The sequence below is a fragment of the Anaerohalosphaera lusitana genome (genome assembly GCF_002007645.1).
Lineage (GTDB): Bacteria > Planctomycetota > Phycisphaerae > Sedimentisphaerales > Anaerohalosphaeraceae > Anaerohalosphaera > Anaerohalosphaera lusitana.
The window spans coordinates 1,203,738-1,228,297 of sequence record NZ_CP019791.1 but is presented as its reverse complement, the minus strand read 5'-3'; the positions used below and the strand labels follow the sequence as shown (position 1 = coordinate 1,228,297).

18 protein-coding genes and 1 pseudogene are annotated in these 24,560 nt (G+C 46.7%); 8 read left to right on the top strand and 11 right to left on the bottom strand.

Features of this window, described 5'->3' with window-relative positions; genetic code table 11:
- Positions 1-10: 10 nt before the first annotated feature.
- The 8 genes from STSP2_RS05170 to STSP2_RS05140 all read right to left on the bottom strand — a co-directional run bounded on the left by STSP2_RS05170 (position 11) and on the right by STSP2_RS05140 (position 5,352).
- Positions 11-1,753, bottom strand: a complete 1,743-nt coding sequence (locus STSP2_RS05170) for a DEAD/DEAH box helicase (protein WP_146660502.1) — start codon at positions 1,751-1,753, stop codon at positions 11-13.
- Positions 1,747-1,881, bottom strand: coding sequence for a hypothetical protein (locus tag STSP2_RS17865; RefSeq protein ID WP_257788001.1), 135 nt, complete (start codon positions 1,879-1,881; stop codon positions 1,747-1,749). Before STSP2_RS17865 ends, STSP2_RS05170 begins: the two co-directional genes overlap by 7 nt.
- On the bottom strand, positions 1,874-2,260 hold the full coding sequence (locus STSP2_RS05165; RefSeq protein ID WP_146660500.1) for a RusA family crossover junction endodeoxyribonuclease: 387 nt from the start codon (positions 2,258-2,260) through the stop codon (positions 1,874-1,876). The genes STSP2_RS17865 and STSP2_RS05165 overlap by 8 nt, the downstream gene beginning before the upstream one ends.
- Positions 2,261-2,267: 7 nt before the next feature.
- A complete protein-coding gene (locus STSP2_RS05160; protein ID WP_146660498.1) occupies positions 2,268-2,735 on the bottom strand; it encodes a DUF669 domain-containing protein in 468 nt (155 codons plus the stop codon).
- 14 nt (positions 2,736-2,749) lie between these two features.
- Positions 2,750-3,478 carry an ATP-binding protein gene (locus STSP2_RS05155; protein WP_146660496.1) on the bottom strand — a complete coding sequence of 243 codons (729 nt, stop codon included), beginning with the start codon at positions 3,476-3,478 and terminating at the stop codon, positions 2,750-2,752.
- Positions 3,479-3,580: 102 nt separating this feature from the next.
- Positions 3,581-4,387 (bottom strand): PD-(D/E)XK nuclease-like domain-containing protein, encoded by an 807-nt coding sequence (locus tag STSP2_RS05150; RefSeq protein WP_169853008.1) that lies wholly within the window; start codon positions 4,385-4,387, stop codon positions 3,581-3,583.
- A 32-nt stretch (positions 4,388-4,419) separates the two neighbouring features.
- The gene (locus tag STSP2_RS05145) at positions 4,420-4,995 is read right to left on the bottom strand and encodes an RNA polymerase sigma factor (RefSeq protein WP_169853007.1); all 576 of its coding nucleotides are present in this window, start codon (positions 4,993-4,995) and stop codon (positions 4,420-4,422) included.
- Positions 4,996-5,148: 153 nt separating this feature from the next.
- On the bottom strand, positions 5,149-5,352 hold the full coding sequence (locus STSP2_RS05140) for a hypothetical protein (RefSeq protein WP_205848007.1): 204 nt from the start codon (positions 5,350-5,352) through the stop codon (positions 5,149-5,151).
- 461 nt (positions 5,353-5,813) lie between these two features.
- Here STSP2_RS05140 and lexA point away from each other — a divergent pair, with 461 nt between their 5' ends.
- The 8 genes and pseudogenes from lexA to STSP2_RS05100 all read left to right on the top strand — a co-directional run.
- Entirely contained in the window at positions 5,814-6,440 is a 627-nt protein-coding gene (lexA, locus tag STSP2_RS05135; protein WP_146660490.1) for a transcriptional repressor LexA, read from the top strand.
- A 129-nt stretch (positions 6,441-6,569) separates the two neighbouring features.
- Complete coding sequence (locus STSP2_RS05130) at positions 6,570-7,457, top strand: hypothetical protein (RefSeq protein WP_146660488.1); 888 nt, start codon at positions 6,570-6,572, stop codon at positions 7,455-7,457.
- 89 nt (positions 7,458-7,546) lie between these two features.
- The gene (locus STSP2_RS05125) at positions 7,547-10,228 is read left to right on the top strand and encodes a type I restriction-modification system subunit M (protein ID WP_146660484.1); all 2,682 of its coding nucleotides are present in this window, start codon (positions 7,547-7,549) and stop codon (positions 10,226-10,228) included.
- The gene (locus STSP2_RS05120) at positions 10,225-11,454 is read left to right on the top strand and encodes a restriction endonuclease subunit S (protein WP_146660477.1); all 1,230 of its coding nucleotides are present in this window, start codon (positions 10,225-10,227) and stop codon (positions 11,452-11,454) included. Before STSP2_RS05125 ends, STSP2_RS05120 begins: the two co-directional genes overlap by 4 nt.
- A 46-nt stretch (positions 11,455-11,500) precedes the next feature.
- Positions 11,501-13,600 (top strand): GmrSD restriction endonuclease domain-containing protein, encoded by a 2,100-nt coding sequence (locus STSP2_RS05115; protein WP_146660470.1) that lies wholly within the window; start codon positions 11,501-11,503, stop codon positions 13,598-13,600.
- Positions 13,601-13,617: 17 nt separating this feature from the next.
- Positions 13,618-16,752, top strand: a complete 3,135-nt coding sequence (locus tag STSP2_RS05110; protein ID WP_146660465.1) for a type I restriction endonuclease subunit R — start codon at positions 13,618-13,620, stop codon at positions 16,750-16,752.
- Positions 16,753-16,758: 6 nt separating this feature from the next.
- Positions 16,759-17,439, top strand: a complete 681-nt coding sequence (locus STSP2_RS05105; protein ID WP_146660457.1) for a M48 family metallopeptidase — start codon at positions 16,759-16,761, stop codon at positions 17,437-17,439.
- Between the two features lie 204 nt (positions 17,440-17,643).
- Positions 17,644-18,725, top strand: a pseudogene (locus STSP2_RS05100) (IS3 family transposase); the annotation flags it as partial.
- A gap of 34 nt (positions 18,726-18,759) precedes the next feature.
- Here STSP2_RS05100 and STSP2_RS05095 read toward each other — a convergent pair.
- The 3 genes from STSP2_RS05095 to STSP2_RS05085 form a co-directional block, all read right to left on the bottom strand.
- Positions 18,760-21,957 (bottom strand): DEAD/DEAH box helicase, encoded by a 3,198-nt coding sequence (locus STSP2_RS05095; protein WP_146660454.1) that lies wholly within the window; start codon positions 21,955-21,957, stop codon positions 18,760-18,762.
- A 54-nt stretch (positions 21,958-22,011) separates the two neighbouring features.
- Complete coding sequence (locus STSP2_RS05090; protein ID WP_146660452.1) at positions 22,012-23,010, bottom strand: PGN_0703 family putative restriction endonuclease; 999 nt, start codon at positions 23,008-23,010, stop codon at positions 22,012-22,014.
- A 263-nt stretch (positions 23,011-23,273) separates the two neighbouring features.
- Entirely contained in the window at positions 23,274-24,557 is a 1,284-nt protein-coding gene (locus STSP2_RS05085) for an MFS transporter (protein WP_146660450.1), read from the bottom strand.
- Positions 24,558-24,560 lie beyond the last annotated feature (3 nt).

Below are 24,560 nucleotides of genomic sequence, written 5' to 3'. Positions count from 1 at the left end.
GTTGTCTCACTTAGAAGGGTAAATCGTCATCATCAAATGCGTATGCCGGTTCGTTGTTTTCGTAGCTGCCAACATCATCATTCCATCCGGGCTCAGGACAATAATCTGGCTTTTCGCCGACCTCATAGCCTATGACCCGGTCATAATTTTCGCCGGAGACCGTTCGTACTGTGACCATTCTAGTTCGGGCCAGTGCTCCATCTTCTGCCAGCATCACTGCTTCATGTGCCGTCTGCGGAGCTGGCACGATCGATCTTTGCGACCACCACTTTTCGAATTTTTGCCTGGCCCATCCGCTGTGCTCGGGACAGACCCACTCACTGACATAAAGCTGCCATCCAATGCAGTACTCGATACGCATGGTCTTAGGATGGTCATCATCAGCAGCCCGCTTGATATGCACCGAGTAGAAAACGTCCCTGACCTTGTAGTCAGTATCTTCCACTTCACCAGAAAGAATGGCTGATGAATCCGCTCGATCGGTAAGATTGTCATTAGCCCCGGGAGGCGGGAACTGGTGCCCGCATTCGGGGCAGACGGTATAAGCAGCATGAATAAGCGAATTACATTCAGGGCACTCCCTTGCTGGAGCTTCACCACCGCCCGCCAGTTCCTCTGGCAAAACAACCGCATCTACAGGCCCATGCCGCAGGACGTTTCCACCGTAGTCTAAAACGAGGCAATCCTCTTTGCCCGGATGCAGACGGGTGCCACGACCTATCATTTGCACGAAGAGCCCCACTGAAGCGGTTGGGCGAAGCAGAACCACACAATCGATGTTGGCTGCATCAAAACCCGTGGTAAGAACATTGACGTTAGCCAGGTACTTGAGCGGAGGCTTTGTACCACCGAACAGATCAGATTTGACGGTATTGCCTTTAAATCGATTGATAATCTCGGCCCGCTCATCAGATGGCGTATCACCTGTGATCATTGCACATTCCTGCTTTGAGAGCCTGCTGATCTCGGCCGCTACATGCTCGCAGTGGGTGATGCTGGTCGTAAAGATCAGAACACTGTTGCGGTCCTTGGTCAGCTCGACTATTTCACGGCAGGCATTCCTGACAAGCGAATCCTGATCCATGGCCGACTCCATCTCAGAGGCGATAAATTCACCGCCACGTACATGCAGGCCATCGAGATCCGCCCGTACCTTACCGCTACGGCTTTTGAGCTTTGACAAATACCCCTGGACGATCATTTCCTTGATGCCCGCTTCATAGCAAACGTGGTTAAGGATATTCTCAGGCTTGCAGATCATACCTCCTTTCATTCTGTAGGGTGTGGCGGTCAGGCCGATTACACGCAGGTTCGGGTTGATGATCTTTGCATCACCCAAGAACTGGCGATACATTCCTTCCCCATCCGGAGCTATCAAATGCGCCTCATCTACGATGACCAGATCGAACGCACCGAGCTCACATGCCCGCCTGTAGACGCTCTGAATCCCCGCCACGATAACAGGATGATCGGTATCCCTGCGGTTCATACCTGCAGAGTAGATGCCCACATCCAGATCATCGCACAGCAGCTGGATCTTCTCGGCATTCTGCTCGAGTAGTTCTTTGACATGTGCAAGGACAAGAACTCGACCGCCCCAGCGGGTAACCGCATCAGTAGCTATCTGCCCCAGCACGACCCCTTTACCCGTACCTGTCGGGAGCACAACGCATGGGTTATCATCTCTCTCTCGCAGATGCTGATAAACGGCATCAATGGCTTCTTGCTGATAGGGTCTAAGCTGGATTACCATGTCACCACCGTCGTGAGCGTAGCTGCGGCGAGCCAGTAGACGACTTTTCTCCAGTCACCGCTCGGCACGTACCCTGCGGCTGCGCAAATATCGAGAAAGATTAATATGGTTGGAAAGAACTTATGCATGCAATTCCTTAGCTAATTTACTCAAAAGATTCCTGGCTGTTGAAATATCTGTTATGTGGACGACCGCCCTGCCGCCTTTGACCACGTCGCGCCGCCGGGTGATCAGTAGATCAACCTGGCTGTCATCGCGGTAAACACCTGCATGCTCAACAGCATCGAGCAGAGCTTTTTGTACATTGTCGATATCGCGACGGCGGCGATCGGGCGGATAAATATCCAGCACAACAGCCAGGCGTCCCTCGAGCGGTTCGATGCCACGGCCAAGGAGGGCGCAGACCTTCTTACGGAAAGTCCGGCCCTCCCGGCTGATCAGCGTTCGCTGCCCGACGCGCCGCCAGTAGTGATTAATGCTTGGCGGATATGGAAGCGTTAAAACCACCTAAACCTCACCGCTGCCATGGCGGGGTGTTATTAGTCGCCTGCGGTGCGGGAACAGAAGGTGCTGCTGCAAAGGCAGCTTCCTTCTTTTCGTACCCTTTGATCTCATTTGTGATTTCACCTGTGTCCCCGCGTTTTTTACAGGTCACCTTGATACACAGAGGCAGATTGTGCAGCTCAACCGAGTCACGAGGCTGCATTACTCCAACCGCCCGACATATTGCCGAAAGTTCACCACGAGCGATCTGGACCGCCTGGGCATTGGGATTATCGAGATTAAGCCTGGCCCATACCTTTCTGCCCTTGTACTGGCCATCGAGGACATCCAAGGTCAGCTGCAGGTAATGGCCATTGTTGTTTTTGGTGGGCTTCATTTCGGATTCGGTGATCGCCGCGATATACTTACCTGCTGGCAGGGCTTCAAAGCTCTGGGCCGGATCTACCGTGTTAGCATCAAAATTATTAAGATATGCCATAGTTTAGGATTCTCCTAAGATTTGGGGTTAAAAGCTTTTGAAAGGCCCTGAGTTATTCCTTCGCTGAATGCATTCCATTCAAAAGGCAGTGACTCGGGCAGGTGGTAACGATTCTTTGCCAGTGCACGAGGCGTTTCACGGGTGGTCAGGTATCGATGGTCCTGACTGTCAATGCGAGCCAGGCAAACGAAATCAGACCACTCGACCATGACGTTCAAATAGCCATCCGGAAGCTCGGGCGTCGTCTTTTCCACCGTGATGCCGTCGATATCAGTAATCTCAGTCCGCTTGGCATGAGCGAGAAGCAGTACGGCAATGCCGCGAGCCACGATCCGGTCGAGCACAGGCAACAGGATTTGGTAAACATAATTCTTTAGAACCTGCTTGCCGTTGCCATAGCCACCGTGACTTCTATTGAGCGTCGAGTCAGTTTTACCGCCAGCACATCCAGAGACATGCTCTTCTATGCGTCGCAGCAGCCAGTCGATCGTATCGATCGCTATGACTTTGTAAGGATGATCTTCCTGTTCGATCGCCCTGAGCCATCCAAGTATCTGCTCCCAGCTGGCCAGATAAGGCGTTCTGCTGCACTTGATAGATCCGGCCCCATTCTCGCAGTCTATAATCAGCGAGTCTGATACCGATGCACCAAAGCTGGTCTTACCAACACCAGGTGGGCCGTATATGATCCCCTTGGGAGCGGATGGTGCAGGGTCGGTTATGATGTTGTTCAGTAAGGTCATTTAGTTTACTCCAATAAAGAAATTTAATCTCAAAAAGATTGAGCAGGCATGGGGAGTCTGGTCCGGGTGATCAAGCCGGGCACGCCGTCCTGCTCAACCGGGTTAAACTGTGTCGTAGATTCGAATGTCCTCGTAGCCCGTGGGCCAGATCTGCTCGCTGCAGCATTCCTTGAGCAGCCTGATTGCTGACTCGTTTTCGGCCTGGGCAAAATCCAGTGCATCACCAGAGACCTTCCAGATGCCACACCTGAATGGCTGTTTTTTCTCGACCGCTAAGATATGCACTGATGCTTTACTGCCCATGGTCTCTTTCAAAACGGCTCGATAGAAAGCCATCTGGTGAAGATAGCCATATCGCCTGGCATCAGATTCAAACCATGTCAAGTCATCGCAGGTCTTAAGATCAACAATTCCATAAGATGGGTGCAAATAGTCCATGCGGATCTGCGAAGGGATGCCAAGATAAGGCGACCTGCATACACCTTCTGCAAAACCGCTTGTGATGAATTTGGGAGCACAGGGATGTGTCAGAACCGCCTGCTCCATCATCTCCAGAATTACAAATTCGTCGTCAGTAACCACCGGCTTGCCCTGGTCAGCAGACCACTGAGCAAACGCCTTGGTGCCGCTGCCGTAAGGTTTGCCGGTTCTTGGATTTATTGGTCCACCCACTGCATAGCGTTGTTCGAATGTTTGCCGTCCTTCTAAGATAAGCGTGTGAGCGGCCCGTCCGAACGCATATGCTGAGCTGTCTTTGTCAGCGATCAGCCCGCTGTGCTTTTTCCAGTAGAGATATGGGCACTTGCGAAAATCATTCAGTTGATGGCTCGAGAGAAATTCTTTCGCCTTGCCATGGTAAACTTCATCAGGTTCCTCGATCAGCCAATCCGGTCTTGTTAGTTGGTGCATTGGTTTGTCCTTGTGTGTAGTGTCCATAGTTATTACATACTCGGTGAATTGCCAAAACGGCGAAAATCCGAGAAGTTTTTTAACTCAGAGAACGCAAATCTGATCTCCTTGACGATTGAATCCCTCAGGGTCGTGCGAGGCATGCCAAGCTGATCAGCAATAGAACCGATGGTAAAACCGGCCATAAGCATCAGGCAGACCTTGCGATGCAAAACAGGCAGTGATTCGATGATCATCTTTACATCCGTGGCAAACTCAACTGAGGGGACGTCCCTGGCTGGAATGGTTGCTAGTAGAGTAATCTCAGTACCCTGATCATCCGAGCCAATCACCTCATGGAGCGATCGTGCCTGGTCGAACGTGCTTCGCTTACCGGCCGATCTGTCTCTCAATATGTTTTTGACCTTCCGTTCGATAATTCGCTGAGCGAACGTCGTAAGCTTGCTTTTGGATGACTTGTACTCGCTGGCTCTAAGCAGCAGGTGAAGAAACAGTTCCTGTTCGATGTCCTCGACGTCACACTTTCGAATGCCACACTTGCCGACCAGCTGTCTGGCTTTGCATTCAACTAAGGACCTGATGTACGTTTTGAATTGTTCGTTATCCACTTGGCCTCTCTTTCTGCGGAGGCAGGAACGAAAAGCCAAGTCGAATGCAAGACGGAGACGACCGAGATACAAGCCCAATGGCTTTGCGTTCCCGATCACCTCCGCTTTGCGGTTAGTAAAATCGACTAACGTAAATTGATTTTGGTTTTTGATTTATATTGCTGATTCAACGTCCATTACGAATGGCAGTCCGTGTTTAACCTCCAGCGAATGGATAGTCCCGGTCCCAATCCGGTCGATTTGACTGATCAGTTCAGTCACCTGCTTCTTCAGCTCGAAATCCCGGCCAGTCTTAGGTCCAGGTCTGTGTTCGCTACCGAACTTGATCTTGCGAATTACCCGGACTGATGAGTCCATCACAGGCTCACCACAACGGACCGGCAGATCCTCAATCCTGCCAAAGTTGATCTGCTGCATTAGGGTAACCAATTCTTGTCGCCGGGGCGAAAGCGATGTTTTCATGACTTGTTTCAAAACATATCTCCTTATAAACTCAATCGTTCTTATTCGAGGACCAGCATGTCCTGTTAAAAAGGCCCAAGTGCCTTCACCCCTTAATGGTGAATTTTCGCCGAAGGGCTGGATTTTCGTCGGATATAGAATGTCCTGTGTTGGCGTAAAAGATTTGTTGTACGGCAGTTATGGCTAAAAACTGGAAGGGCAAATTTTCTTATTTTCTGGATTTTCGTCCGACGAAAATTCGTTGGGCGAAAATCCAGCTTGGTTTTTCGCCGACTTCTCCCGGAAAAACAGCCGTCAGGTATTGACCTTGTTGCAGACAGGGCTATAATCCTTGCGTTAATGTATTGGAGAAATCAATGCCAAGAGGCAAAATCAAAAAAATAACTCCCCCTCAGCAGGAAGCCTTTGACGAGATATGCCGGTTTATTGATCTAAACGGCTATCCCCCCACCATGCAGGAACTTGCGGACAAATTCGGTATTACCGCCCCGAGCGTGGTAGACAGGGTCAATCAGCTCATTTACAAAGGTTACATTGAGAGAACCGGACGGACCCCGCGCAGCTTACGCGTACTCAAAAGAACCGAAAACAGGCCAGGCCGACTCAAGCCCGTCCCGATTGTCGGTACGGTAGCCGCTGGAATGCCCATTTTTGCTGAAGAGAATATCTGCGGTGAAGTGCTGGTGGATTCCCGCACCCTGGGCAGAGGAGAGCATTTTGCCTGTGAAGTGTCCGGTGAAAGCATGATTTGTGCCGGCATAAAGGATGGGAGCCTGATTATCGTCAGGCGACAGCAGCTTGCCCAAAGCGGCGATATAGTAGTCGCCTTTCTCAATGGCGAAGTCACTGTTAAACGGCTCCGGATCAACAATGAGAGGATCGAGCTGGTCCCGGAGAATTCAAAGTTAGAACCCATAATCATCAGCAATGATGATGAGTTGAGAATACTGGGCAGGGTTGTCGGCTGCAAGCATAAGTCCTGACCTTGCTCACAATGCGGCAATGCCGCTTCCACAAACAAAAAAATAGTAAATCTACCAGGTGGAACCGACCTCGGCCCTAGGCATGTCAAACCCAAGCCTGTTGTATAATCGTAACTGGTGGAAGGTATTATGATGAAAGCAACCGGCATAAAGGGAAATGTCGATTGGAACCAGAGGTATCAGCGGGCTCTTGACCGCTATGAGCAGATTGGTGCAATATGTCCCGGACTGTTTACGGCTCTGACAGAAGAGCTCGAGAATTGGTCCGACACGTTACCACAATCGCATTTTGCAGAAGGTGTTTACAAGCCGGTCAATCACTGGGGGCTTGGAGCAGAGCAGAATGAAATTCGTGCCATTACCAACGAACTTGTCCTCCGGGGGCACGACCGTCTTGCCGCTTGTCTGCAGGAATGTTTCAACAGTTTGAGGGATTCGGCGTCAGCCCTGGACGAAATCTACCCCAAGCTCGATGACGAGGATGAGCAGGCCGAAACCAGGCTGGTGCGGCAATGCCGACGGGAGGCTGCACACCTTTCCGCCCTGCTACAGCGATTGCGCAAAAAAACGTTCACAGCAAACCTAAAGGAATGTCCGTACTCGCCCGCCCAACTCAGGGATGAAATAGTGAAGGAGGACCTTGGGAAGTCCAGACCATCAGAGCCAGGAATTGCAATGTCTGCAGGTACCTGCTGGTCCGACATATCGATTTGTTTTACCAATGGACACACAGTATCGATTCGGGTTGGGAGAAAAAGCCACACTTGCAACTTCGCACAAATGGGCATGATAAACCGCCATACGGGAGAACCTAACAGGCAGTGGGAAACTCTGAGGATCTTCGCTGAAAGCGGTGGTCTATTGAGCTGGAAAAACAGCTCGGCCAGTCCCAGACTTAAAAAGCAAAAACAACAGCTGTCAAAAAAGCTACGGAAGTTCTTTCAGATTGCTGACGAACCTATTGTGTGGGGCAAAGATGAGAAGTGCTATCGGTGCCAGTTCATGATTGGACACTAGAAGGAATTGACAAAACAAACATTTTTAGATATATTTGGTGACTTTGTTAGAGCCATTTGTATCCCCAGACTAGCCATAAAAGGATGTCCATGAATCGCGAAAAAATCACACTTTCTCAGCTTGAATCCTTTTTGATGGGAGCAGCTGATATCTTACGTGGCAAGATGGATGCTTCTGAATTCAAGGAATTCATCTTTGGCATGCTTTTCATCAAACGTTTATCTGATGAATTCGACCGAAAACGCGAGCAACTACGTAAAAAGGACTATGCCCATCTTGACCCTCAGCTGGTAGATGAACTGCTCGAGGAGAAATCATCTTACGGCGAAACTTTCTTTGTGCCAGTTCGAGCCCGGTGGAACGAATCCTGGAAAGACGAGAACGGCGAATTAGTCCCCGCGATGAAAGATTTGAAGCATGATATCGGGAATATGCTTAATAAAGCTATCGCTGCCATTGAAGATGAAAATGATGCCCTAACAGGCGTACTGAAGAATAACATCAACTTCAATGAAGTTAAAGGCAAGACAAAAATACCAGACCAGAAGTGGAAAGATCTTTTAGACCACTTCAATGACCCCCGTTTTGTTCTCGTCAACGACAATTTTGAGTTCCCTGACCTGCTCGGCGCGGCTTACGAGTATCTGATCAAGTATTTCGCAGACAGCGCAGGCAAAAAAGGCGGCGAATTCTATACCCCTGCAGAAGTTGTGCGTCTTTTAGTACAACTAACAAAGCCACAAGAGGGTAATACCGTTTACGACCCGACTGCCGGATCCGGTGGATTTTTGATACAATCTCATCAGTACGTGGAAGAACAAGGCCAAAATGCTGACAACCTTGCACTCTACGGCCAAGACTCCAACGGCACAGTCTGGTCGATTTGCAACATGAATATGATTCTTCACAACATCACCCGTTTCACAATAGAGAACGGCGATACGCTTGAAGATCCGCAAATTCTTGAGAATGGCCAGATTCGTAGATTTGACCGTGTCCTGGCAAACCCACCGTTCTCCCAAAACTACAGCCGCGCCAGTGTAAAATATCCGGGTAGATTTCGTGAGTGGTGCCCTGAGACAGGGAAAAAAGCAGATCTCATGTTTGTCCAGCACATGCTTGCAAGCCTCAAATCTGATGGCCATATGGCAACGATTATGCCCCACGGAGTCCTTTTCAGGGGCGGCAAAGAAAAATTGATCAGGGAAATATTTGTTGAGGACGATGTGATCGAGGCCGTTATAAGCCTGCCACAAGGGCTTTTTTACGGCACTGGCATTCCAGCATGTGTACTGGTATGCAACAAGAACAAGCCCGAGGAACTCCGTGACAAGGTACTGTTCATAAATGCTGATCGTGAGTATGCCGAAGGCAAGAATCAGAACAAGCTACGGCCCGAAGACATCGAGAAGATTGATCATGTATTCACTCACAAACTTGATCTGCCCAAATATTCCAGGCTTGTCGCGAAATTTGAAATCGTCAGCAAGCACGAATATAATCTAAATATCCGCAGGTACGTTGACAATACTCCCGAACCTGAGCCCGAAGACGTTCAGGCTCATCTGCTAGGCGGCATTCCTCAGTCGGAAGTAGATTCTCTCGCTGATGAATTTAGCAAGTTTGAAATGTCCTATAAATCCTTGTTGCAACCGGATAGACCCAACTACCTGACATTTAGAGACGAAATCGAAAACAGGACATCAATAAAGGATCATATTGAAGCTGATCCGGCATTACTAACCACTATTTCCAAACACATCGATTTTCTCACAGAATGGTGGGATGTTGCACAGGATGACTTCGCTGAACTTGAACACGCCAACAATGGCGGCAAAAAAATGCCCGAGGTCAGGCAAGAACTATTAACATCGCTCAAAGATAAGCTGGTGCCCGTTGGTGTATTGGATGAGTTCAAGAGTGCTGGCGTTTTTGTAAATTGGTGGCAGCAAATTCGCTTTGACCTGAAGACCATTGTATCGATCGGATGGCATCATAGTCTCATCCCGGACGAGTACTTGATTGCTGAATACTTCCAGTCTGAGGCAGATGAAATTGAACAGCTGGAGACCAATATCTCTGAACTCCAAACGGAACTGGCAGATGCAGTTGAAACGGCTCAGGAAGTCGCGGGGTATGAACCTGACGAAGGAGAGAAGGTTACCGCTGCAGCAATAAAGAAGGTGCTCAAAGCTCTCATAGACGACCTGAAAGATACCGCAGGTGAAAGCGGCAAAAAGGAACTGAAAGCTTTGAAAGATCAGGACAAAGTAATCAAAGCTATTGAAAAAAAAATCAAGGCTGTAAGGGCAAAGCTCAAAGAAAGAACAGTCGAACTTGAAGACAAGTTGATGCTGAAGCGTGTTGGCGGCGATGACTTCAAAACCGAAACGTATGACCTTATCAAGCAGGTTGACAGCCGTCTTGCTGAGCTCAATCCAAAGAATAAATCTGATAAGCGAAAGATTAACGCCCTGGAGAAAGACAGAGCTGTCCTCGAGGAACGTATTACAAAAACGGACAACCTCTTAAAAGAAATCGGAGGCCAGTTGACGGCTGATCAGGCCAGCACACTCATCCTCAAGAAGATCTATGACATTGTGCAATCAGAATTGGATAGGTATCTTAACACTGAAAAACGAGCACTAATCAGTTCAGTCCACAACCTTTGGGACAAATATGCTGTTTCCAGCCAGCAGCTTGAAGCAAAAAGGGCGGGAACACTTAAGAAGCTGAATGGTTTCCTTGATAAGCTCGGGTATTTTGTATGAACAGTAGCAAGCCAAAACAATCTCTGAAAGAAGGCATTGTTATCATCAAAGGCAAGCCTCCGCTGCAACAACCTTACTATGGGGCAGGTGCTGAGAGATACCTCACCCCTGAATACTTACGTGGCAATGACGATGCCGAATTTGTCAAGCCCTGTCTCAATGCCGTCCATGTGAAAGATGACGAAACCATAGTGCTGTGGGACGGATCAAATGCAGGTGAAATCTTTCGAGCAAAGAACGGTATCTTAGCTTCGACTATGGCAGTTGTACGGCACAATGATGAATTTGATTCTGGTTACTTCAATTACTCTTTAAAAAACTGGGAGAACTTTTTAAAAGCGCAGACTTCAGGCTCCGGCATTCCTCATGTCGACAAAGAAATTTTTGCCAATCTGTCATTGATCTCCTTTTCAAGGCCGGAACAAGCCAAAATCGCAGAGGTTCTTTCGACCGTTGACCAGGCGATTGAAGACACCGAGGCTCTGATCGCAAAACAGCAGCGGATAAAAACTGGCCTGATGCAAGACCTACTAACTCGTGGCATTGATGAAAACGGCGATCTCCGCTCTGAGAAAACACATAAGTTTAAGGAGTCCGCTATTGGGAGAATTCCAATCGAGTGGGAGGCAACACCAATAGGCGAAAGTATTTCATTTATTATAGATTATCGCGGTAAAACTCCACCACATTCAAATGATGGAGTTGCGGTGATTTCCGCGGAAAGTATTGGTGAAGATCGCGTTAGGCAAATAACAAAGTACGTTACAAAAGATGTTTACGAAAAGTGGACAACACGAGGCTTACCAGAGCCAGGTGACGTCATATTTACCACGGAAGCTCCCGTAGGGGAAGTGGCTTGTCTGCCAGGAGACCAGACATACCTTTTAACACGTCGAGTAATAGCCCTCCGGCCCCAAACAGATATATTGCGAAAACAGTATTTATTTTATAGTCTCAAATCCGCGAAACAAAGAGGTGTGTGGGAAATGTTCACAGCAGGCACGACTGCGCCACGCATTAAAAGGCCCGACGTCACGAACTTGAGAATACCCTTGCCCTCTGCAGCAGAACAAGATCGGATTCTATTGATTTTAGCAGAGCAGTGGCAGTATGTGGAAGATACAGTACAGGCTAAAAAGAAGCTGAAAGCATTAAAGACTGGTTTAATGCAGGATCTTCTGAAAGGTAAAGTTCGCGTGACCGAACTGCTTGAAAATAAAACTTGAGGGCAAGATCACCAAAAATAATTGACTGACTCTTTAGGAGGCACCTATGTACGAACCACGATCGCTAGATACAGTGTTCACACACAAACTATTCCGTGTGCCGGATTACCAGAGGGGATATGCGTGGGGCTTGGACCAGTTGGAGGATTTTTGGGAAGACCTTGTAAACCTTCCTGATAAACGGTCACATTACACTGGAGTATTGACTCTCAAGGAGATGCCCATAAAGAACCTAGAAGAGGACGAGAATGAGTTCTGGCTGATCGAAGATCACGGATTCAAACTGTATCACATCGTAGATGGGCAACAAAGATTGACCACCTTCATAATATTCCTGCAAGCCTTAATCGACCATGTTCGCAACCTCCCTGAAAACTCCGGCCAGCCTGACGAGAACATCTTTTTAACAGAGTCATTAACCATCAAGTCAGTCCAAGATCAGTACCTGTTCATGGTCAAGCCAAATGACAACTACAGAAGCTATAAATTTGGCTATACCACTGACAATCCAAGCTACAAATACATGCGATACCGCATTTTAGACGAAGAATCCCCTGGTACAGTTTCGGAAACTTTTTACACATTGAGATTGGGCAACGCATTGCAGTTTTTCTCTCAACAGCTTAGCACTTGGCACGATCAAGAAGGTTTTAAAGGATTGCAGTCACTGTACCGTACTTTGACGAAACGGTTTCTTTTTAACGAGTACATCATTAAAGACGAATTTGATGTTTTCGTAGCATTCGAAACGATGAACAATCGCGGCAAAAAACTGTCGGATTTGGAACTTCTAAAGAACCGCCTGGTTTATCTGACAACCCTATATACTGAAGATGAATTGAATCCCGCTGCACGGAAAGAACTTCGTGACTCTATAAATGATGCCTGGAAAGAAGTGTACTATCAGTTGGGCCGAAATAAATCGCGACCGCTCAACGATGACGATTTTCTAAGAGCTCATTGGACCATGTACTTTAAGTATTCACGCAAAACCGGCAGAGACTACATACGTTTCCTCTTGGATGAACAGTTTTCACCACGACGAGTTCATAAAAAAGTCGTTCATAATGTTGAACTAGAACCGGCAGAAGAACAAGTTTGGGAAGAAGAGCTTGACGAAAATGAAGATGATAACGGCAGTGGCAACAACGCAGATACGCCGACAAAGTCTGCCGAGCTGAGGCCGACTGAAATTCGTGATTATGTACTCAGCCTAAAAGAATCATCAATTTACTGGTTCAAATCCTTTTACCCGGAAATGGCGGAAGACATCTCGGAGCAAGAGAAATCCTGGCTGCAGAGATTAAATAGAGTTGGGATGACCTATTTCCGGCCCCTGGTAATGGCAATTTTGAAAAATGTCTATGAGGAGGCAGATCGCATACACATCTTTAAGCAAATCGAGCGATTTATTTTCATCGTATTCAGGATGACCACAACCCGATCTAACTACCGAAGTAGTGAGTTCTACAATTTCGCCAGGGCCGTAGACCGCGATGAAGTATCTGTTAGCGATATCGAAACAGCACTGATAAATCGCACAAGTTTTGCGTTTGACGGTGACGGTTTTTTTGATGGCGACAAGCTGTACAGCGTACTCGAAAAGCACTTTGATGAAGAGAGCGGCTTCTACAAGTGGTCGGGGCTTAAGTATTTCTTGTATGAATACGAGCTGAGCCTGCTTTCGGGAACACGACAGAAGAAGGTTGACTGGTCTGACTTGCTAAAAACTAGCAAAGACAAAATTAGTATTGAGCACATATACCCTCAGACAGATACGGACGATTGGCTTCAAGCTTTCAAAGGGCTTGATGAGGAAGATCGAGCAGCTTACAAAATGAGCCTTGGTAATTTGTTGCTACTTTCTTCTGCCATCAATTCGTCACTACAGAACGACAGCTTCAATAAGAAGAAACATCCGAAATTTCGTAACGATGGGACTAAGGCTCGGAACGGCTATTCTGATGGGTCACATTCTGAAATCGAGGTTTCCCAACATGATTTGTGGGGGCCGGACCAAATTCGCAATCGCGGGCTAAAACTGCTAAACTTTATGGAACAGCGGTGGGAGCTTGAGCTTGGTGATGAAGAAGAAAAGTTAGAGCTTTTGTTCCCCACTTTGCCAGACCCATCTGGAAGCAATTAATAAGTCGAGGAGAGAGTATGGCTGGTCATAATGACAAGCAAAATCGTTTTAGAATCGACGAACGCAACCATGTCGAACTACCTTTGCTTGCTCAGCTTGAGGGACTTGGTTGGGAAATAATCGACCTGACTGACAAAAAACAAAAGCCTGGTGATACCGGACGAGAAAGCTTCGCCGAAGTGGTTATGCCCCCAGTATTGCGGGAACAACTGAAGGTTATCAATCCCTGGCTTGAAGACGATCAGGTTGAAGAAGTCGTAAAGCAACTAACAGCTAACTTCCCGGGAACTAACCTGCTTGAAAATAACAAACACCTTTTGCAATTGCTTCTAGAGAATACGAGTGTCAGCGAAAATCGACAGACCGGAGACCAAAGTCCAACTGTCAAGTTCATTGACTCTAAGGAAAAGAAGAATAACCGTTTCATTGCTGTATGCCAATACAAGGTTCGTGTTTTGGGAACGGAGCATCACATTGTTCCTGATGTCGTCCTGTTTCTCAATGGCCTGCCGGTAGTCGTCATCGAGTGTAAGTCGCCAAAGGTAAATGACGCAATACCTGAAGCAATCGATCAGCTACTTCGTTACAGTGAACAGCGAGGGGCAAATGGCGAAGGAAGCAAACCTTTATTCTATTACAATCAGTTTGTTGTAGTCACATGTCGCCAGGAGGCCAAGTTCGGCACCATAACAACGCACAGTGAAAAATATTTCTATCGCTGGGCTGATCCTTATCCCCGCAGTGTGGATGAACTGGAACATGGAACCAGCGGTCCGAATGACCAGCAACGACTTGTGGCCGGAATGCTTGACCATGAAAATTTACTGAGCCTTATACGCACGTTTACATTGTTTTCTACAAACGACAAAGGGCAGGCTATCAAAATTGTCGGGCGGTATCAGCAATTTAGAGCTGTGAAGCTTGCAGTTAAGCGACTCCTAGCCGGAAAAAGTCCCCGCGAGCGCAGCGGCATTGTCTGGCACACACAAGGATCAGGAAAGTCTCTCACCATGATGTTTATGGTACGCGAGATGTATAGGCATGCCAATCTGTCACACTGGAAAGTTGTTTTTGTTACCGACCGAACTCAGCTGGAAGAACAACTTACTGAGACAAGCCAGAGCATCGGTTTCACTGTAAAAGTCGCAGATAGGATAAGGCGATTAAAGGAGTTACTGAGAACCGATACTTCGGACTTGGTGATGGCTATGATTCATAAGTTCAGGGAAGTAGATCTGGTCGAAACTTTTCCGGAGCTGAATACAAGCCCAAATATCTTAGTGATGACGGATGAAGCTCATCGCTCTCAATACAAACTACTCGCAGCTAATCTCGATAAAGGTATCCCTAACGCAGCCAAGATCGGCTATACAGGGACACCAATCGATAAGACCGAACGGGTCTTCGGTGACTACATTGATAAGTACACTATGCGTCAATCTATAGATGATGGCGTGACACTTGAAATCGTATATGAAGGACGCACTCACAACGCTGAAGTGGCCGATCAGCAGGCTATGGATTCCCAGTTTCAAGATGTTTTCAGTGACTATAATCTGCAGGAAAGGCTAAAGGTTCTGGGCTATGGATCACGGCAGGCTTATCTTGAAGCTAAGGATACAATAGTAGCCAAAGCCAAAGACATGGTGACACACTACTTAACGCATGTTTACCCTAACGGATACAAAGCCCAGGTAGTGGCAACATCTCGTGAAGCAGCTGTAAGATACAAGGACGCTATTGACACAGCATTATCTGAAGCAGTCTCATGTCTAGAGCAATCAAATCCGAACAAGCTGGATTTGGATCAGTTGCGAAGACTGAAGACAGACGTTGTTATTTCTGGCGGACATAACGACTTACCACATCTGAAGGCATATAGCGATAAGTCTAAGCATGACGCCAGCATAAAGAGCTTTAAACTGGCTTTTGGCAATGAGGATGAAGGCATAAAAGGCGATATCGGAATTCTCATCGTCAATAATATGCTATTAACAGGTTTTGATGCACCCGTTGAGCAGGTCATGTATCTCGACAAAGTGGTCGTAGCTCATAATCTTTTACAGGCCATTGCTCGCGTTAACCGCGTAAGCGATGAAACAAAGGAAAAAGGGTTCGTCGTAGACTACGTGGGGATTGGTCATCATCTTAAAAAAGCGATAGATGCATATGATGAACGTGAGCAGAAAGAGATTGTCGACACACTGAGTTTCCCTGAACAGGAACTTCGCGATCTGAAAGAAAGCCACGCTGAAATCATGTCACTGTTGAACGAAAATGGTCTGACTGATTTGACCGATCATGACGCGTTCTTCGATGTTTTCTATGACGAAGATTTACGGTACAGGTTTATTCAGGCATTTAAGAAGTTAACTAAGTGCCTCAACCTCGTGTTCCCAGCTCGTCAGGCATTAGATTACATGAATGACTATCAAGCATTAACAGAGATTAATGTCCTAGCGGGCAAACATTTTCGTGACAAACGGCTGAGTATGAAAGGGGTACCCCCAAAGCTTAGGGCGATTGCAGACGAGCATTTAGAATCCAAAGGCATTGACGTTAAAATCAAGCCGATCTCCATACTTGACGAAGATTTTCAAAAAGATGTTGCCAATCGCAGTCGAACCAAGACTAAAGCAGCCGAGGTTGAGCATGCAATCCGCCACCATCTGGAGATTGAGTTGGATGATGATCCTGACTTGCAAGCTTCTTTTGCAGAGGCTCTGACAAAGATCTTTGAAGAGTTCCGGGACAATTGGCAAAAAATTTATGAGGAACTCGAAAAGCTAAGATCGCGAATTGTCAATGCAAGCAAAGAGCCAACATATGGACTGCATAGAAAGAAACAGATGCCTTTCTTTCGAATGCTTAAACGAGAAATTCACCTTGATGGACAAATGAATGAGGATCAGGTCAGCCAATTGGTCGACCTTACTCAACACATTTATAATCTTGTGGAACGTGAGCTGCAACTTACAGGATTCTGGGAAAGCATACCTGCCCGAAATCGACTGCGTGCTGAAATCAAAAAGACGCTGCTTTCAAGAAAGTTCCAAACTATCCCTGGCTTAGTCCAAAATAGAAACCGTCTGATAAGCAGAACCATGGAAATCGCTGAGAACAAAAACGATACCATTCTTTATGCGGAATAGAGTTCGATGGAGTTTGCGTACACAGTAAAAAGATCTCGGAAGCGAAAAAAGCTGACAATCACGGTTGAACGCGACAAATCTGTAGTTGTGCACGCGCCATTTGAACTTCCAGATGACAGGATTGGAGAAATACTCGAGTCGAAGAAAGCTTGGGTTTTTGAAAAATTAACACACAGTCAGAAATATTCTGATCTCCCACACCCACCTGGCAAGGAGCTAGTTAATGGTGAATCAGCATTATATTTGGGCAAACTGTACCGTATAGAATTGGTGGAGCAGCTAGAAGAAATTTGCTTTTCGAATCGATTTTTAATCCCGAGCTCGCAACAACATCAACGCAAAACGGTTTTGAAGAACTGGTATATTGCTAAAGCCAAAGAAAAACTTCTTCCTAAAGCTGTCGGACACGCTAAAGAACTTGGCGTCAATTTCAATCACATAAAGATAGTCGACAATCGCTACAGGTGGGGTTCGTGCACTCCAAGAAACAATGTCAATCTAAACTGGCGGTTGATCAAGGCTCCGATGTTCACAGTAGACTACGTGATTGTCCATGAACTTGCGCACTTACTCGAAGCTAATCACACGGCCAATTTCTGGAGCATAGTTCGCACCCACACACCAAAAATGGAAAAGGCAAGATCGTGGCTGAAGGAAAACGGACAAATTCTCGAGGAAGATATTTAGCTTAAGCTGAAGCAATAACACGAAATCTTGCATCTGCTGTTTTTTTGAGATACAACTCCGTGGTACCAAGTAAGTTAAGAATGGAATGTGACACTTGGCTTTTCGATAAACCAGGCTGCACTGGCTTGACCCCGAAAAACTGTACCGTTGCTGATTAGAGAGTATCCGTTATAATTTGTTAGTTTTTATGGAAAGGATGCTCTTATGAAACGCAAGAATCACAGTCCCGAACAGATCGTAAAGATGCTCCGTCAGGCGGATGCTGTAATCGGCTCCGGCGGTACGGTCCAGCAGGCCTGCCGTGAGCTGGGCATCAGCGAGGCGACCTACTACAACTGGCGCAAGCAGTACGGCCGCATGAAGCTCGACCAGGTCAAGCAGCTCAAGGCCCTGCAAAAAGAGAACGCTCAGCTCAAAAAGCTCGTTGCCGACCAGGCACTGGACAACGCCATCCTCAAGGAGGCGCTTTCGGGAAATTACTGAGCCCGGCCCGGAGACGCAAATCGGCCAGGCATGTTCAAAAGAGTCTGGCCGTATCCGAGCGTCGGGCATGCAAGGTGATAGGTCAGCCGCGAGCGAGCCAGCGGTATAAACCTCAGCAACAGCCAACGAACACGGCACTGACTAGCAAGATAATCGAGCTGGCAAAGGAACACCAGTGCTACGGCTACAGGTTTATAACGGCCAAGCTTCGTCAGCATGGCTGGCGTGTGAATCACAAACGAGTTCAACGAATATGGCGAAAGGAAGCGTTACAAGTGCATCACAGACGCAAAGGGCGAAAATCGAAAGGCAACAGCGACAACAGCTGCAGCGTGCAAAAGGCCGAGTACAAGGACCATGTCTGGACGTATGATTTCGTCAGCGACCAGAGCGAGGACGGGCGCAGCCTGAAGTTTCTCACGGTGCTCGATGAGTTCACGCGTGAGTCGCTTACGATAGAAGTAGGCAGGTCGATCAAGTCGGGCGATGTGGTTGAAACGCTGGAATACTTGTTTGCGGTCCGAGGCGTGCCTGGATTTATACGCAGCGACAATGGGCCGGAATTTGTGGCCCATGCGATCAAGAAGACGCTCGGCAAAAAGAACGTCGAAACGCTTTATATCGAGAAGGGTCAGCCGTGGGAAAACGGCTTTATAGAATCGTTCAACGGCAAGTTCAGAGATGAGGTGCTCAATCGTGAATTGTTTTACTCGGTTAAGGAAGCGAAAGTGATTGTCGAACAGTGGCGGATGGAATATAATAACCATCGGCCGCACAGCGGGCTGGACTACGCGACCCCGGCCGAGTTCGCCGCCTCGTGCATTGCTTCCGCTTCGCCTACGGCTCAGCTACAGCAATACACGACAGATGAGAAGGATAACTCTCTAACAGAAGCTGGTACATAATTCGGGGGCAGGTCAGCACAACCATAACCTCAAACTGTAATTTAGAGCGACGCGTTAATTGCTCAAGTTTGCTCGCATCCCCATAAGCACCTTTTCTAAACCTGCTATACCCTTGTTGTCTCCACTTGTTATGACGACTTTTCATGTGCTCAAGCAATGCTTTCATTCCACCGTGCTTCCATTTGATGCATTTCTGGGCTTGACCGCAGAGCTGGTAGAAGTCATCCACTCTCGCACCAATTTGATCGTGCAACGAATATTTGCAATGGACTAAGCACAAAGTCACTTGGTCATTACTTTCACGTCTTATAGCAATGATATCAGCCGCTTCTCCTGAATCATCGTCATTGAAGATCACATCATAATCGTCCCATATGTTCTCAATCATTTTGTACTGTATTGAATCTTTTCTTTTGTCTTGTCCTTCTGACTCCCTTTTAATATCTACAGTCGCCCAATCTAACGTCTCAATAGAGTCTGCATCAAATTCACCCTGGCATTCAGCTTCTACAAGAAAATTATTATATGAAAAAGCACCGTCAGCATACATAAACAATAGTGGATCACGCATGCACCAATCAGCAAGTGAATTGAATTCTCCACTAGATTTTTTGATTTCTATTTCTAAACCTGCAATTAAAGAATAGCTAAAACCTTGTGACCCACCGATTTGAAAATTATATACACTTTCAGACTTTGGACTTATAATTTTAAATTTATATGGCCCCTCATCAGAGTGGCTATCAATTACAATATCAACTTCATTTAACCGGAATTCATCTTCTCCTTGGCGGATAATTACTCGATCTTCAGCAGATCGCAAAATATCCTCACCCCATTCTACTTCTACTGGCACTTTTCGCGGCCTAGCTTCTAATTCTTGAGGTTTTAAAAAACCAGATGTAATTTCATTTTCATCAATATTTTCATCGATAACTTTACTTCCTACACCGCAACACCACTGTTGCCAATCATTAATTGTGCCTCCAGTAACAGACCACAGTTTTCCTTTTTTGAAAGAACACCCCTGAGTTATTCGACTGCCATTTTCGTATCCCCATCCAAATAGATTATTTAGACTAGCTTCAGACTTTTCAATTAGAGAAAGCCCTGCAGACACGTCAGGACCAAAATACATTGTGTAACGAACTGTGCCTGTCCTGGACGCACCAAGATTCTTCACCATAGGCCTCTCAATGTTACTGAAAGCTCGACAGACACGTAATCCATTCACCAGCTTAGCGTCATCTCCAATTATGGCACATGCTGCTCTTCGGGTATTTAGTACACCATAATTGCTAGCATGAAGGAATAGTAAGCCGAGTTCGTCATTCCAGTTAGCCACTATAAGATGCCACGTCCAATCCCTAATGTCTTTATACCGTCCCCATTTCACATCATCCTTTTTTGCGAACACGACGACAATGATCTTTTCGCTTGGATTTATTGCATGCCACTGGACTTCGGTCGACGGAAGAACCTCAAGAAGTTTCTCCGGCTGCCATTTTGCTTCTTCGGCAGTAAACATAAGTGCCGACATCGTTGGCCGCAAATTCCAGAGAGGAAGCTCATCGGGTAGAGTGCCTTCAAAACTGTCTATAAGTTCCTGGAGACGAACTTCTTCTTCTATCTTTGATTCACTTTGTCGCCGTAAGAGTTCATTCCAATTGGCATCCTCAGCATACAGTGCTTGCAATTCCTTATCTACACTAGGATTTGCTACATTTACAACCACAGAAGCATCCCCAACGGAAGATGCTTTACGGGTAAATCTACCCACAAACTGCAATGTGATTGGCAAACTCCTGTGAATTTCGTGCATAGCTGCTATTTTTAAATTCGGAAGATCGAACCCTTCGCCAAACATGTCAACACAAACTAGAATTCGTGACTTCCGGTTCTCAAGTTTTTCAAGACACTTCAACTTTTCTGTTTGTGATACTTGTGAGTGAATTCCAATAGCATTAAACTCAGGTGCAATTTCATTGTAAATGCTGACCACGTTTTCGACATCACTTATATTTTTTACACGGGCAAGAACAAGGTGGTCTAACGTCTTCTCCAAATCTTCTCGAAGTTTGGCAATGGTTCTTTCGGCGATCTTCCTATCTGATGCAGCTTCATCTATTTCATCAACAGGGCATAAATCTACATACTTGAAGTAGCCTGCTTTCTGCGCCCGCCCAAGCGGATAATTGTAGACCAGTTTGCCACTGAAACGCTTACCATCACGCCTGAAAGGAGTAGCTGTGAATTGCACCACATGTTTTTCTTCGAACAAGTCTTTAATGTGCTGCCAAGTTTTGGCCCCTAGATGATGTGCCTCGTCAACAAAAAGATGAGTACATTCTCCAGCTAAGGCTTTGCGAGACGCCTCGTCACAACTATTTAGAATGCTAGCTGTAGCAACAATAACATTGCAGCAATTAGCAAAATCTCTGGCTTCTTGCTCGTCATGAATCCCTCTTTTAAGCAATCCTGTACAAGGATTCGGGATGCCATGCGGTATTGCCTGTATTTTTCGCAAGCAACCAAGTGACTGAAACTTGGTAAATAGCTGCGATCTTAATGCATCGGAGGGGACCACTACAAGCAGCCTAGGACATTGAGCATAAACCAGCAGCGACAGCATTGTCTCAGTTTTGCCTGTGCCCGTCGGCATTACAACTGTCACTGGATTACTTCTTAACGTCCAATGGGCGGCAGTAGCATGAATTGCGCCAATCTGTGGTTCCCGCAGCCCCACCGTGCCACTTTTCTCATCCTCTTGTATAAAGCGAAAATGTCCCTGCCATTCTTTAACAATTGACTTTGGATCTGCAACCCAATCATCTGCTGGATGCTGCAACCACTTTAATTTTGTGTCACAGGTAAGGTCCTCTGGGCCTATCGCATCCTGGCAGATGCGTAATTGGCACGGCACCTCTGAATGACTCTGCTTTGTCCTAGGCGGGTAAATCGCAAATTCGCGGCCCAATGAGTCGTTGTATAAGTACGCACTTTTAGCCGTCTTCTGGAAAGTAAGATCGCAAATTTGGGCTGGCTCTGCAACTTGAATTACAGTATTGCCGCCAATTTTCCTGCGGTTGGCTTCGCGTAAGGGAAGGTATAATTGACAGTTTCTTGACACAAGTTCCTCCTAGAGAACAAATTGTCACCTTGTCATCTGTTTAGCACCTCATATCTATCTCCACCAGCCATACCGCTTAAGCAGCCAGTGAGACCAATCGTTTGAGCAGCATTGCTCAATTGCAGTGAGCAAATTCTCTGAATGGATATTGCAGAAAGTATCCGGGCCGACCAGTTTTTTCCATGCATCAAATACGGTGGCTCCATGAGCGGCAAATTCAGGCGATGTAAAGGTATATGCAAGCTGACGATTGGCCTTAGGAGATACATGCAAATGAGTCACAATATCGGCACCAAGCTCTCCAGCTGCCTGCATTTTGCTAGCCAGCAAACTTTGCCGCATGAGTTGGTAGAAGGGTTCTACAAAATAGTCTGTGTAGTTTGGCAACTTACCGTGGTTCAGTTGGGACTTGTGGAAATCTTCCTTATATGTCGCCAGCCGGGTCTTGTTGTAGTCTCCAGCGGTAGGAAGCTTGCAGCGCAGATATTCCTCTGTATACTTCCACTCACCGAGCACCAAGTGCCTTTTGCCGTCGAACTGCTCGAACAGGAACGCAAAATCCAGACTTGTGCAATTTGCGCCCCGCTGAGGCCAAGACCGTTCTCCTTCAAAATGCGTTTTTTCTCCAACAAACTCAAAGCAAAGGTAGGGGACAGCATTTTCACCATCCTCCTGGTCAGCTTCAAAAGTCAGAGCTTCTTTAAGTTCTGGGAAAAACACCCTAAATACACGCTCAAACAGACGTTTGTCTCGCGTCATTGGAAATAATGAATTTACACACATTGACTGTGAACAACACAGATGATTGCTGGGCAAGGCCTTCTGTTTGCCTTCTGTATCTGCAAACCCATCATGCCAGGGAATGTTGCGTCTCCTGAAGTAGTCAAGAGCATCTTTTCTGATAGACATATGAAGATTTTCCGATGAGCACTCTTCAGGCAGGCAAAAAGTACGCGGTATGTTTCGGTAGACACCCTCAGGTTGCGCTGCTTCTGAAAACAGACTGCTTTTTAGCTGTGCATATCTTTGCTTTTCTTGATCTCTGAAACCCATCCACTTCCTTTCTCATCGCACAAAAACTTGCCATATACGACCAGAATAGTTTTCAGAAAGCATTTGTCAAAGATTTTCCGCTCCACTTCTGACGGTTTTCACACTTCACTACCTTCAATGCAGCTGCCTTGGTCCCATAATTGACATTATGGTGCGAACAATTTGCCTGATGGGCTTTCAAAACGATTTAATAGCCTACTTGGCTGTACCTCCTCTTTGCATAATGCTTTTTAATCCACATTCCTTACAACATTTTTTTTGTTTTACCACTTGCTAACATGCTTGGCAGACCTACTTGGCTTCACAGTTGTCAAAATGACTGCTCCTGTACCAAAGAATAGAAGCAGAGAGGCTAGTCCCAACCGCTGACTACCAGTGGCTGTTGCTATAAGACCGAATGTGAGCGGACCTAAAACTGACGAGACCTTGCCTGCCAACGCATTAAAGCCGAAAAACTCCGCGGCATGATTCTCAGTTAGCATGTCAGAAAACATACTCCGCAAAACTGCCTGCGTAGAACCGAGCACAAGTCCCATTGTACCAGCCATCAAGTACGGAACAACAGGATGCCTGCCAAAGACCATTAAAAGAACCACACCGACCCAAACCACTAAAGTCGCGAGTACAACAATTTTCTTCCCAATTCGGTCTCCAAGGACCCCGGCAATTATCGTACATGGTATGCCTATCAACTGTACAATAAGCGTCAGTATCAGTATTTCAGTAACTGGCATGCCGAAATTAGTCTGAAGGAATATCGCGGTAAAGTAAATAACTGTGACAATTGCATCGCTTATGAAGTAGAAAGCCAACAGGAACTTAAATATCTCCTTATGGGCACGCCATTGGCGAACGGTTTTTATGACTTCAGCATACGCTTTCATAACAATTGAGGGGCTGAATTGGCTTCTACTATTCTCCCTTGGAACAATACCACGCAACATGATGAATGCCGGAATTGAAAACACAAGGTAAAATCCTGCTGTAATCGTAAAACTAGTTCGATACTGGACCAGGTTATCTGTGGCCAGCCCTCCCTTCAGCAAGGGGTAGCAGAGGATAAAACAAAGGATGCCTCCCAAGTAACCCACCCCCCATCCGATAGAAGATAGCCTAGCCGACCGAGAATTATCTACTATTGATCTAAGGTAAGAGTCATAGAGCGAAATAGCTATGGCGTAAGTCACATTCGCTACAATAAATAGTATTCCACCAACTACGACCATACCGTCCGTTATAAACCAGAGGAGACCTGTTAACAGACAGCAAATTACCGTGCATAAAGTAAAAAGTCTGTGACGTAATCCACCAACATCCGCTAGGCTGCCGATGAATGGAGCGAGAAAGCCAGCAATCGCAAGCGACAAAGACACTAGAAAAGACCACTGGAGATCTGCACCGGCGTGTCCACCTGCTACGACCTGCCTGTAGTACACTGCGAATGCCACGGCCGGTACTAATAAAATGTATGCCGAATTTGAGAAATCGTAGAGAACCCATGCCACGACTTGAGGGTTCCAGATAGATTTACAAGCCTTTCCTGACATAAT